Source organism: Citricoccus sp. NPDC079358 (assembly GCF_040702545.1).
GTDB lineage: Bacteria > Actinomycetota > Actinomycetes > Actinomycetales > Micrococcaceae > Citricoccus.
Map to the genome: position 1 here is coordinate 37,102 of NZ_JBFBLI010000009.1, position 13,088 is coordinate 50,189.

Genomic DNA, 13,088 nt, shown 5'->3' on the forward strand with positions numbered 1-13,088 from the left:
TCGCCTCTCAACACCCCAGCAGCACCACTCACCGTGACCCCGCCCCGTCCGCCGCAGCGACGGGGTGGGGTCACAGTGTGCCCCGCATCGTCACATCGCCACTCCCACCGAAAGACATCACCATGACGTTCTCTTCACGCCTGACAGCAGTCGGCGCCTCGATGGCGCTGCTGTCCGCCACCCTTGTGGTCCCGGCGCAGGCCGCCACGGCGGCTCCCTCCGGTGACGCGGTCATCATCAACGAGGCCTACACCAACGGCGGATCCGCCAACGCCGCCTTCACCCACAAGTTCGTGGAGCTCTACAATCCGAGCGATGCCGACGTCTCCCTGGACGGATGGTCCATCCAATACCGTTCTGCCACCGGTGAGGCTGCCCCGACCGGGGTCATCGAGCTCTCCGGCACCATCAAGGCCGGCGGCTACTACCTGGTCCAGGGCAACGCCAACGGCAACGAGCCGAACGGCGAGGCGCTGCCGGCCGCGGACGCCGGAATCGACACCACAGTGTCCTTCTCCGGAACCAACGGGACCCTCGTCCTCGCGAACCAGACCGAAAAGGTCTCCCTCCCGGTCGGTTCCGTGACCGCGGAGACCGAAGCGGCCGGCGTCGTGGATTTGCTGGGGTACGGCACCTCCAACACCTTCGAGACCACGGCCGCCACCGGCCCCTCGGCGAACAACGACCCGAAGTCCATGACCCGCACGGACTTCGTGGACACGGATGACAACTCCGCCGACTTCACGGCCACCGGCACGGTCACCCCCACCAACGCCGCGGGCGAGACCGCAGGCGGCGGCACCGGTGAGCCGGAGCCGGAGCCCGAGGTCCCCACGGAGATGACGCCGATCGCCGAGATCCAGGGGATCGGGACCGCCTCCGAGATGGTCGGCGAGAACGTCTTGACCCAGGGCGTGGTCACCGCGGTCTACTCCACCGGTGGCTTCAACGGGTACTACCTCCAGACCGCCGGTACCGGCGGCGATGACTCCACCCCCGGTGCCTCCGACGCCATTTTTGTCTACTCCGCGGACACCGTGGGTGCGGTCGCCCTGGGCGATCACGTGCAGGTCATCGGCGAGGTGTCCGAGTACTACGGCAGCACCCAGCTGACCGTCCGCGCCGGGGGCGTGGAACAGCTCGACGAGGCCGCCGAGGCCGTTAAGCCGACCGTCCTCGAGTTCCCTGCCGACGAGGCGACCAAGGAGGCCCACGAGGGCATGCTGCTCGACCCCTCCGGGATGGAGTGGACGATCACGGACAACTACGACGTGAACTCCTACGGTTCGCTCGGTCTCGCCCCCGGTACGGACCCACTGCCGAACCCGACGTCGGTCGCCAACCCGGGCGCCGAGGCCCAGGCCGTGATGGCCGAGAACGCCGAGAAGCTGATCGTCCTTGATGACGGCGCCACGACGAACTTCATGCGCTCCCCGGGCAACCAGAACAAGTTGCCCTACCTGGACCTCGACGATCCGGCCCGCATCGGTTCAGCCGTGGCCTTCACCGACCCGGTGATCCTCGACTACCGCTTCGATGCGTGGAACTTCCAGCCGACCCAGCACCTCACCCATGAGAACGCCGAGGAGGTCCAGCCCGCGACCTTCGAGAACACCCGCGAGGCGGAGGTTACCCCGGAGGACGTGGGCGGCAATGTGCAGCTGGCCTCCTACAACGTGCTGAACTACTTCACCACCCTGGGTGACGAGTTCGAGGACTGCGACGCCTACCTGGACCACGAGGGCAACCCGATCGCCACCGACTTCTGTGACCCGCGCGGCGCGTACAACGAGGAGAACTTCCTGCGCCAACAGGAGAAGATCGTCGCCGCCCTCAACGGGCTCGATGCCTCCGTGGTGGCCCTCGAGGAGATCGAGAACAGCGCCGCGTTCGGCAACGACCGCGATGAGTCCCTCGCCTCCCTGGTCGCAGTCCTGAACGAGGAGGCCGGCACCGAGAAGTGGGCCTTCGCCGAGTCTCCCGCGGAGCTCCCCGCCGACGAGGACGTCATCCGCAACGCCTTCATCTACCAGCCGGCCCTGGTGGAGGCCGTGGGCGAATCCACCATCCTGATCGGTGATCCCGCCTTCGGCAACGCCCGCGAGCCGCTGGCCCAGACCTTCCGCGCCGTTGGCGAGGACGGCGGGGTCGAGGGCACCGAGTTCGTGGCCATCACCAACCACTTCAAGTCCAAGGGCTCCGGGTCCGGTGCCGGCAACGAGGACAGCGGTGACGGGCAGGGCAACTCCAACGCGGACCGCGTGGCCCAGGCCGAGTCCCTGGTGGACTTCGCCGAGGACCAGAAGGACTCCGAAGACACGGATCGGGTGTTCCTCATGGGTGACTTCAATGCCTATGAGAAGGAGGACCCGATCACGGTCCTCGAAGCCGCGGGCTACGTCAGCCAGGGGGCCAAGGCCGAGGGTGAGTACTCCTACGCCTTCGACGCCGGCGTCGGCTCGCTGGACGGGATCTTCGCGTCCCCCGCAGCTGACAAGACCGTCACGGGCACTGACATCTGGATGATCAACGCCAATGAGTCCATCGCCCTGGAGTACTCCCGCTACAACTACACCCCGGAGCAGCTCTACGCCCCGGATCAGTGGCGCTCCTCCGACCACAACCCGGTCCTGGTCGGCGTCCAGCTGGGTGGCACGGACGTCCCGGAGGATTTCTCGGACAATCAGCCCGGTTCGGTGTACTACGCACCGGTGCGGTGGATGCAGGCCGCCGGGGTGACCACCGGCTACACCGATGGCACCTACCGCAAGGCCGCCGAGATCACCCGCGCCGAATCCGTGGCCTTCCTGCAGCGCTACCTGGACCCGGACTACACCGTGGACCCGGCCGACCCGACGGACCCTGACGCCCCGGTGTTCCCGGACGTGCCAGCCGGGGCCCCGCACTTCACCCCGATCGCCTGGGCCGCCGAGGATCCCGATGGCTCCGACGGCGCCACCGCCGTGTCCGAGGGCTACGCCGACGGCACCTTCCGCCCCGGCCAGGACGTCACCCGCGCGGAGTTCGTCACCTTCCTCTACCGGGCCGCCGGTCCTGAGGGCTTCACCGCCCCCGAGGTCTCCACGTTCCCGGACGTGCCGTCCACCGGCTCGCACTACGAGGCCATCTCCTGGGCCGCCGCCGAGGGCCTCGTCAACGGCTACCACGACGGCGAGTACCGGCCCTACGACCCGATCAGCCGCGGCGAGGTGGCCAAGGTCATGTACCAGCACGACCTCACCAGCACCGACTGACCCCGTCGGCCCGAACGCACCGATGGCCCCACCTCGTCACCTCGACGGGGTGGGGCCATCCGTGTATCCCGGGTCGGATCAGCGCGGAGTCAGCCGGTCGCGAGCGCCCACACCGCCCGGGCCGCGGCCTCCGCGTCCCCCAGGGTGCGGGCCCGGCCGTCCGGATCGCGGCCGGCCTCCGCGGCGATCGCCGTGCCCCACTGGACCGAGGCCAGCTGGAGCCCCAGGACGAAGACCCCTTCCTGGACGGCTCCCCCGGCCCCCTTCAACCGGTGGGGGCGCCCGGTCACGTCGAAGCCCCGGCCCGGCACCGGGTCACCCTCCTCATCCTCCACGGTGTAGGGCACCGCGGTGCCCTCGGCCAGCAGCGAGGACACCAGGTCCGAGGCGGCGAGCAGCACCCGGTTCGGCGGCATCATCGCCTCCATCATCCACGTCCCGCGGTGCACGTCCTGAGCTTCGTCCGCGCCGCCCACCTGCGGGGAGGACACCGTGAACCGGGACCGGCCGGCGTCGGGCTCGAACTGCGGATCCGGGCCCACGAACCGGACGAGTCCGGCTCGGGCCACGGCGAGCAGTTGTTCCACCCGCGCCAGTGGCGGACCGGACGCCAGGCCCTCCACGAGCGTCTCGAACCAGCCGGAGACGTCCCGCCGCCGGGAGGCATCGGTGAGCCGCTGCTCCGCCACCAGCTGCTTCACGAGCAACCGCGCGGCATGCAGGGTTCCGATGGCCACCATGAGCGGGGAGTCCTCCCCGGCCGCGGCCTCGGCGCTGATGCCCTCCAGGAAGCCGGTGACCTCCCGCTGATAGGCCTCGCCCGAGTCGAACACCCGGCCCTCGAAGGGGCGGGCCAGGGCCCGGATGTCGAGGAACGGCATCCCCGGCGCGTAGGCGTGGAGCAGCTCCTGCGCCTGGTGCGCCGTGACCGGCTCGCCGCGGCCGGCGGACTCCAGCAGTCCCACGAGCGCGGCCAGGAATTCGATGGCCGGACCCGAGCCGCCGAGGACCTCCGGCTGGTTGTGCACCAGGGCGTTGTAGTACGCGCGCACCACGTCACGGTGGATCAGCGGCCACAAGTGCCTCATGAAGTCGAGCGGGCCGTGCTCGGCCTGGAGCGCCTCCACGACCTCGGGCACCAGGTACTTCAGGGCCACCGCATGGGGGACGAATGCATCCAGCTCGGCCTTGGGCAGGTAGCAGACGCCCCGCCGTGAGGCCGGGTGCAGCACCGGCTCGGCCCCGGAGGGCTCGTAGCGCAGCGTCCGGCCCGGGCCCTGGCCGGTGCCCACGAACCGGCCGCCGCGGCCCAGGGTCAGTTGGGCGAGCGCGTCGAAGAAGTTCAGTCCCATGCCGCGCACCAGCACGTCGGCTCCGGCGGGCACGGCGTCCCAGTTGAGGTCAGCGGGAATGGACGGCCCGCGGTACTCCAGCCCCAGCTCCACCGCCGCAGTGGCCAAGCGGTGCTGCTCGCTCGTCAGGCGCGCCGGGACATGCCCCACGGCCAGCACGACGGCGTCCGCCGCCAGCGTGCTCCCGTCACCACAGGTGAGGATCGCTTTCCGGTGCGCCGCGCCGTGAGCCCCGTGCACGGGGGTCACCGTCCGCGCCGGCTCCAGATGCACCACCTCGGCCTGACGCCAGTCCAGGTTCCCGACGGCGGCCGAGGCGGCCAGCGCGTCCGTCACCTCGCGGTACATCTCGGCGAGGTAGCGGCCGTAGACCGCCCGCGGCGGGTAATCCGTGCGGTCCAGGACCTGGGCCCGGTCCGGGTTCGCCATCCGCCACTGATCGAAGGTCAAGGCCGCCGACGAGGGCCGCAGGCCAGGGGTGCCGGCGGCCGCCACGGTCGGGAAGAAGGACGGGGTGTTCATCAGGAACAGTTCTGACTGCCCGGTCCGCCACACGTGGCCCGGACCGGGCTCCTCCGGATCCAGCACCACGATGTCCACCACCGGTGCCTCGGGTTCGGATTCCTCCACCACCGCCAGCAACCGCTCCAGGAACGAGGTCCCCCGCGGTCCGGCTCCCACCACGGCGATCGTGAACCGGTCTCCTGGGACGGCTGGGGTCATGGCGGGGGTCCTCTCGCGGTACGGCGTGTTCGTGATCATCAGCCTACGGCCGGTGCGTGAACGTGTGCTTCGATGGGGGCATGCAGCAGAACCCGCGCACCGTTCCCACCGTCACGCCCACCGACCCCGCCGCGGCCATCGACACCGCCACCGAGCCCGAGGACGAGTTCCTCTGGCTCGAGGACATCCACGGCGAGCGCCCCCTGGACTGGGTCCGGGAGCAGGATGCCCGCACGGAGGCACTGCTGGCCTCCGACGGTTTCGAGGAGCTGCAGCGGGATCTCACCGCCATCCTCGACTCCCCAGACCGGATTCCCCACGTCACCAAGCGCGGCGACTGGTACTACAACTTCTGGCGTGACGGCGAGCACCCGCGCGGGCTGTGGCGCCGGACCCGCTGGGAGCCGTACCTGGCCGGGGACCCCCAGTGGGAGGTCCTCGTGGACGTGGACGCCCTGGCCGCCCGGGAGGGCACCGATTGGGTGTTCGCCGGCGCCCGGCTGCTGCGCCCGGACTGGGACCGCGCCCTGCTGCGGCTCTCCCCCGATGGCGGTGACGCCGTGGCCGTGCGCGAGTTCGACCTCGCCACCCGGGCCTTCGTGCCGGCGCCCGAGGGCTTCGACCTTCCGGTGGCCAAGACCCAGGCCTTCTGGATCGACCGCGACCGGCTGCTGGTCGGCACGGTGACGGACCCGGATCCCGACGCCGGCGACGCCACCCGGTCCTCCTACGCCCGGACCCTGCGGGTCCTGCGGCGCGGCGGGCCGGAGGGTGCCATCGCCGCGGCACCGACCGTGTTCGAGGTGGATCCCGGGCACGTGGCCGCGTTCGGCGGGCACGATTCCACGCCGGGCTGGGAGCGGACGGTCGCCATCGACGCCGTGGACTTCTACCGCTCCACCACGTGGCTGCGGGAGCCCGCGTCGCCGGAGGCGACGGACGGCCCCGGCGATCGTTCCGGTTGGCGACAGCTGGAGGTGCCCCTGGATGCCGAGGTGGACGTGCACCGGCAGTGGCTGACGGTGTTCCTGAAGTCCGAGTGGGAGCTGCCGACCGCCGTGCATCCGGCGGGCTCCCTGCTCGTCTGCACGGTGGACGGATTCCTGGACGGCTCCGAGGAGCCACGGGCGGCGTTCCTGCCCGCCCCGGACCGCACCCTGTCCGCGTGGACGTGGACCGCCGCGCACCTGGTGCTGACCGTGCTGCGGGACGTCGCCTCCACCGTGTACGCCCTGCCCCAGTCCGCGCTGGCGGCCCCGGATTCCCGGGGGACGCCTCAGACCTCGGCCGGACGGCCACCGGCACTCGGGGCCACCCGCCGGATCCGGCTGGAGCACCCGAATCCCGCGGATCCCTTCCTGACACTGGGCGTCAGCGCCGTGGATGACGAGGATCCGGACTGCGGCAACGACCTGTGGATCACCGCGACCGGCGCGCTCACCCCGCCCACCCTGTTGCGGGCCACGCTGCCGGCGGACTGGGCGGACCTGGAGGAGAACACCCGGCCGGACGACGTCGTTCCCGCTCTGGTGACCGTGCGCACCGGTCCGGAACACTTCGATGCCACCGGACTGGCGGTGCGCCAGCACTTCGCCGTGTCCGACGACGGCACCCGGGTCCCGTACTTCCAGATCGGTCCCGAGGACCTCGAGACCGACGGGGCCAACCCCGTGGTGATGGACGGCTACGGCGGGTTCCTCGCCTCCAAGCTGCCCGGCTACTCCGGCGTGTACGGCCGCGGCTGGCTGAGCCGCCGCAACGCCGCGGGCCGGCAGGGCATCCACGTGATCGCCAACATCCGCGGTGGCGGCGAGTACGGGCCCGACTGGCACCGGGCGGCCCTGCAGGAGAACCGGCACCGCGCCTACGAGGACTTCGCCGCCGTGGCGCGCGACCTCATCCGGCGCGGCGTGACCGACCGGTCCCACCTGGCCGCCACCGGCCGCTCCAACGGCGGCCTGCTGATGGGCAATATGGCCACCTCCTACCCCGAACTGTTCGGCGCCCTGAGCTGCGGGGTGCCGCTGCTGGACATGCGCCGGTACACGGTCCTGTCCGCCGGCCACAGCTGGATCGCCGAGTACGGTGACCCGGAGGATCCCGAGCAGTGGGAGTACCTCCGCACCTTCTCCCCCTACCACCTGCTGCTGGAGCGGCCGGTGCCCGGCGCCGAGGCCGGACGCGACGCCGAGGGCCCGGGCACGGGCCATCCGGACCTGCTGGTGTGGACGGCCACCTCGGACGACCGGGTCGGCCCCGTCCAGGCCCGCAAGATGGCGGCCCGGATGATGCGGCTGGGCGTGCCGAACGTCTGGTTCCACGAGGATCTCGAGGGCGGCCACGCCGGTGCCTCGGACAATCGTCAGGCCGCAGCCATGCACGCGCGGTCCCTGGAGTTCCTGTGGAGGAGCGTCGCAGAAGACTCGCTTTGAACTCCGGGGCCCCCGGCGGCTACCATGTCAGGGTTACCATCTCACCGATGGCAACAGTGGAGACGTGCCAGAGCGGCCGAATGGACTTCACTGCTAATGAAGGGTCCGGCGAAAGTCGGACCGGGGGTTCAAATCCCCCCGTCTCCGCAGTGGAAAAGCCCGGAATCATCACGATTCCGGGCTTTTCTGTTGCCGTGGGTGCTGTGAAACGGCTGCGTCAGTCGTCTTGTCCTTGCTCACGCTGGAGGATGTGCAGGAACTGCAGGGCCTCCTCGGCGGTGAGCACCGTGTGGGCGGAGAGCTCCAGGGCCGCGTCCTCCACTCGGCCGTCACGGACCAGCGCGGTCAGCTGGTCCCGCAGGTAGGGCGGCAGATCGTCCGAGGACACCCGGACGGTGGTCTCGTCCCGCACCACCTCGAGTTCGAACGGCCGGTCGGAGGGCAGGCTCTCCTCCAGCCAGTCCTCCGGGACCACGAGGTCGGTGGCATCGGCGATATCCTCCGGCGGCACCCGGGTGCCCGAGCTCACAGCGGCCGGCGAGGTGGCCGGCGTCGTGCCCTCGGCCGGCGGCTTGGTCCACATCTGCGGGTAGGTGGCCAGGGCCTGGATGTCCATCATGGCCTCGAAGGTGCCGAGGCCGGTGGAGCGGCGGTAGGCGGTGACGGCCTCGGCGGTGCGGCCGGCGGCGATCAGCCGATAGACCTCGCGGTGCGCGGCCTGGTCCATCCGGTTCGAGGCGACCTTGGCGTTCTCAGAGCTGATACGGCCGGCCAGGGATCCCCGGCGCGGGCGGCGACCCGGCGTTCCGGATGAGGTGGACCCGGCGGCGGAACGGCGCGACAGCACCCAGGCGCCGCCACCGACGAGGACGGCCACGACCACCAGGATCAACACCGGAACGAGGTACTCCATGGTCCCAGTCTAGGGCGAGACCCTCAGGGTGCGTCGACGGTCCAGACCCGGTGTCCCGGGGCTATCCTTCCGGGGTTCTGCGAGGTGAACAGGACCACACCGGGATAGGCCTCCAGCTCGGCGCGCAACAGGCGCAGGCCCTCCCCGTCCAGATCCGCATCAATGCCGTCCAGCACCAGCAGTGGAGGGTTGTCCAGCAAGGCGCGGCCCAGCTTGAGCCGGGCCACCTGAGAGCCCGTCAGCGGTTGTCCGCCGTTCTTGAGCCGCGTGTCCTCGCCACGGGGAAACTCCTCCAGGACGCGGTCCAAGCCCACCCGGGCGAGGGCCGCCCGGGTCTGCTCGTCCGTGGCCTTGGGGTTGCGGTAGGTGATGGCCCGGGACACGGTGCCCCGTTCGAGGGGCACGCGCACGGAGGCGTGGCCGAGCAGCTTACGCCGCTGGCGGCCCGGGGCCCGGGTGTAGTCATAGCCGTCCACGGCCATCTCAAGATCGGGGAGCGCACCGTCCGGCTCCGCGGCCGTGTTCTGACCGGCCAGGAGGTTCACCAGGAAGGGCTGGATCCGCCCCGGGTCATGGGACCTGATCTGGATGACGTCGCCGGCGCCGGCGTGGAGCAGGGGCACGCGTTGGCCCTGGACCACCATGCGGCGGATCCGCAGTCCGTTGCGGCCGGTATCCGAGCGCTCCCTCTCCACGTCCTTCCAGTTCTCCTCACGGTCCTTCTCGGCCTTCCGGAGCACTTCCGCCTGGGCCAGCAACGGCGCCTGGATGCGGCGGGCGGCCTTGTAATTCTGCCGGTACTCGACCACGCGGCCCAGGTCTCCCAGCGGGGTGGACATCACGCCCACCAGTGTCATGGCGGAGGCCACCCCGGCGGTGTCGATCAGGCCGAGGGTCCCGAGCACCACCACGGCGGCGGTGGCCAGGGAGGCCGCCGTGATGGCGGAGGCGCGGACCAGTCCGGTGATCCGGGCCCGGGACACCGCGGCGCTGACCACCTTGCCCGAGTCCCGGTCCAGGGCATTGAGTTCGCGGTTGATGCCGCCGGCCGCCTGGATGGACTCCCCGGCACGGACGGTGTCCGCGATCCGGGCTGACATCCGGCCACGACGCCGGCGCAGGTATCTCGCGCGGGTGAAGGTCGCCTTGGCCAGCGGTGGCACGGCCAGACCGAGCAGCACGATGGGAAGGCCGACGGCCAGGCCGACCTGCCAGTCAGAGATCGCCAGGACGCCGAGCACCACCACGATCAGCGGCAGCGAGGTCAACAGCGGCACCAGGCCTTGGGAGACCCAGTTGCGCACGGAGGTCAGGTCATTGGAGGCACGGGTGATGGTCACGCCCAGGGACGGATTGCCGGCGCCGCCCAGCGTCGTGCCGATCAGCTTGCGGCGCAGTTCATACACGTAGTCCTGGCCGAGGTCCTCCCCCACCACCCGCTCCCCCCAGCGGGCGCCGAAGATGGACAGCACGGTGAGGGCCAGGACGGACAGCTGCAGCCACGGCACGTAGGTGCCCGCCTCCGCCACCGCGGCCGGGTCCAGCGCGGTTCCGTCCGGGGCCGTCCCGGCCTGGAGCGCCGCATTGGCCTGGGCTGGAATCCCCAGCAGGGAGTCCACCGTGAAGGACATGACCAAGGCCATGATCGCCTGGAAGATGCCGAGCAGGAACAGGATCACCAGGAGGTAGCGGCGTCGTCCCGCCCAGACGGTCGGCATCCGCTCCGCCCGGCCGGTGGCCTCCGTCGTGCCCTCATCCTCCTGGTCCGTGGCGGCCCCGACGGCACCCTCGACGGGGTCCTCGCTGGGCCCGTCGGCCAGGGCCTCGGCGGTGGCGTCGGCCGACAGCCGGAACCGGCGCTGGGTGCCGGTCCGGCCGTCGTCGTGCTGCTGGTTCTGGGGGCGATCCGGGTTCAGGAGGTCCTCCAGTCCTGGGGCAGCAGGGCGGTCGAGACGGCTGCGCTCGTGAGTTCGTACGTGTCGATGACGGGGACCCCGAGGCAGGCCAGAACCTCGTTGGCCTCGGCGGTGGCCAGCGGCGAGGAGGTCAGGACCCCCGAGACCGCGGCCACGTCCAGGCCCGCCTCCTGCAGTTCCCGGACGCCGCCCACGGCGCCGAGGGCATCGCCGGCCGCGAAGACCACGCGGTCCACCACGGACTGGAAGAGCGGGTCGCGCAGCAGCCGGGCGGTCTCGCCCTGGTAGACGCCATCGGCGATCTCAACGATCACCACGTCGGTATCGGTCTCCGCCATGGCATCCACCAGGTTCACCGTCAGCGAGCGGACCTGCTCGAAGTCGAGCTTGAAGGTGGTGGGATACCCGAAGTCGGTGAAGTCCAGGACCTTGGCGGCACCTCCGTCCACGTAGATCATCGGGTCGTTGCCGGCACCGGTGCCGGTGGACTTCCCGGCGGAGACCCTCAGGCCGGCGTTGGTCAGGCCGTTGACGAGGGTGGCCATGGCGGTGGACTTGCCGGAGTTCATCGAGGTGCCGAGCACCGCGATCACGGTCGGGCGGCCCGGCAGCGCGGCCTCCAGCTCTGCGGCGGGGGCTCCGAGGGCCGGAACCGGGTTCAGCGAGTACGGGGCGAAGCGGGAGAGGTTGACGACCCCGGCCGCGTCCGCCAGCAGGCCCAGCGGCTCGATCCTCGTCGGATCGTCCATGTCGGCGTGCTGCACGGTGACCGTGCCGGCCACGCCGCCGGCGGCGACCAGGTGACAGGGTTCCAGGGAGTCCGGCACGTGGGCCAGGAACTGGTCCGCGGCGTAGCGGTGGCCGTAGGCCAGCATGATGATGGCCCCCGGGAACAGGATGGCCTTGCGGGACTCCGGGGTCTCCACGCGCTGGTGATTGAGGATCTCGGTCACGCGGGCCACCACCACGTCGCCGGCCTGCGGGGTGACGGTGGGACCACTGGCCAGGTGGAAGGCGGACCGGTCTGCCTCCAGGGCCTCACTCACGAAGCGGGTGGTGTAGGCGGCCTGGATGCGGGCCGGAAGCTCCGTCCGCTGGTAGGTGGCGCCGGCGGTCTCAACGATGGTCGGGGCGTTGGTCGGGTGGCTCATCTCGATGGTCATGGCGTAGGCCTCTCACTGTGTTCCGGTGACCGTTCGGGGTGTTCCGCCGGCCTTGAGAACCATGGAACCAACACCCCATGAGGGGTGCATGAGTCCGGAATGAGAGCGTTCTCATCTGCTGCGCACGAACCAGCCCAGGATCGCCGCCACCACCGCGAGGGCCGCCGTCATGAGCACGGTCCCGGTCCAGCCGGCCCCCGCCAGGAAGACCCCGCCGAGCCAGCCGAACAGGCTGGAGCCCGCGTAGTAGCCGAAGTTGTAGAGCGAGGCCGACTGCGCCCGGCCGGCCACCGCGGCCGCCCCCGCCCAGCCGGATGCCACCGCGTGGGCCGCGAAGAACCCGCCGGTGAAGACGACCGTGGCCGGCAGCACCACCCACAGGGAGGGGACCAGGGTGAGCAGCACCCCGGCGATCATGGCCGCCGTGGACACCAGCAGCACGGGCCGGCGCCCGTGGCGTCCGGCCAGTCGCCCGGCCAGTGGCGACGTCCAGGTCCCGGCCAGGTAGGCCACGAAGACCAGGGACACCACCGCGATGGGCAGGTTGAACGGGTCCCCGGCCAGGTGGAATCCGAGGTAGTTGTACATCGCCACGAATCCGCCCATCAGCAGGAACCCCTGTGCGTAGATGATCAGCAGGGCGGGGGACCGCAGGTTGCCGGCCAGCGCCCGGACCGCCTGCTGGAAGGTGGTGCGGTGCGGGATGAAGCCCCGGGCTGCCGGGGCCAGGAGCAGGAAGGCGATGGCGCAGGCCACGGACAGCACGGTGACGGCGAGCATGCCGAGCCGCCAGTCCGTCAGCTCTCCGATGGGCGCGGCCAGGAGGCGTCCTGCCAGCCCGCCGAGGGTCGTCCCGGAGATGTACGTCCCGGCCGCCAGCGCCGAGGAGGCGGCGCTGACCTCCTCGTTGAGATAGGCCAGGGCCAGCGCCGGGACGCCGCCCAAGGCGAAACCCTCGAGGAGGCGGAAGGCGAGGATGGCCTCGAGGTCCGGCACCGCGACCGCCGTCAGCGAGAAGGCACAGGCCGCCATGATGGCCCACCCCATGACCCGCTTGCGGCCGAAACGGTCACCGGCGTAAGACCACGGGATCACGCCGAGGGCCAGCCCCAGGGTGGCCAGGGAGACCAAGAGGGCGGCCTCGGAGGCGCTGATACCGAGGTCCCCGCTGATCAGCGGGAGCAGGCCCTGCGGGGAGTACAGCTGGGCGAAGGTCGCGACGCCGGCCAGGAACAGTCCCAGCAGCAGGCGGCGGTAACCGGGGGTCCCGGGGATATGTCCGGACCACGGTTCTGAGGTGCCTGTCTCCACGGGCCCGACTCTAGCGCCGTGACC

Annotated in this window: 7 protein-coding genes and 1 tRNA gene; 3 read left to right on the forward strand and 5 right to left on the reverse strand. The window is 70.9% G+C overall.

What is annotated here, in order from left to right; genetic code table 11:
• Nucleotides 1–122 precede the first annotated feature (122 nt).
• Nucleotides 123–3,254: an ExeM/NucH family extracellular endonuclease gene (locus tag AB0333_RS11875; protein WP_366218880.1), complete on the forward strand. Its 3,132-nt coding sequence runs from the start codon at nucleotides 123–125 to the stop codon at nucleotides 3,252–3,254.
• 89 nt (nucleotides 3,255–3,343) lie between these two features.
• On the opposite strand, the gene AB0333_RS11880 is transcribed toward AB0333_RS11875, so the two are convergent.
• Entirely contained in the window at nucleotides 3,344–5,329 is a 1,986-nt protein-coding gene (locus AB0333_RS11880; RefSeq protein ID WP_366218881.1) for an FAD/NAD(P)-binding protein, read from the reverse strand.
• 80 nt (nucleotides 5,330–5,409) lie between these two features.
• On the opposite strand from AB0333_RS11880, the gene AB0333_RS11885 reads away from it, so the two are divergent.
• Nucleotides 5,410–7,761: a prolyl oligopeptidase family serine peptidase gene (locus tag AB0333_RS11885; protein ID WP_366218882.1), complete on the forward strand. Its 2,352-nt coding sequence runs from the start codon at nucleotides 5,410–5,412 to the stop codon at nucleotides 7,759–7,761.
• Nucleotides 7,762–7,819: 58 nt separating this feature from the next.
• A tRNA-Ser gene (locus AB0333_RS11890) sits at nucleotides 7,820–7,908 on the forward strand.
• Between the two features lie 70 nt (nucleotides 7,909–7,978).
• Here AB0333_RS11890 and AB0333_RS11895 read toward each other — a convergent pair.
• From AB0333_RS11895 to AB0333_RS11910, 4 genes are all read right to left on the reverse strand, one after another.
• Nucleotides 7,979–8,674, reverse strand: coding sequence for a hypothetical protein (locus tag AB0333_RS11895; RefSeq protein WP_366218883.1), 696 nt, complete (start codon nucleotides 8,672–8,674; stop codon nucleotides 7,979–7,981).
• Between the two features lie 23 nt (nucleotides 8,675–8,697).
• Nucleotides 8,698–10,392: an ABC transporter ATP-binding protein gene (locus AB0333_RS11900; protein ID WP_366218884.1), complete on the reverse strand. Its 1,695-nt coding sequence runs from the start codon at nucleotides 10,390–10,392 to the stop codon at nucleotides 8,698–8,700.
• A 194-nt stretch (nucleotides 10,393–10,586) separates the two neighbouring features.
• Entirely contained in the window at nucleotides 10,587–11,753 is a 1,167-nt protein-coding gene (locus tag AB0333_RS11905) for a DUF1611 domain-containing protein (protein WP_366218885.1), read from the reverse strand.
• Between the two features lie 111 nt (nucleotides 11,754–11,864).
• Entirely contained in the window at nucleotides 11,865–13,064 is a 1,200-nt protein-coding gene (locus AB0333_RS11910) for an MFS transporter (RefSeq protein WP_366218886.1), read from the reverse strand.
• Nucleotides 13,065–13,088 lie beyond the last annotated feature (24 nt).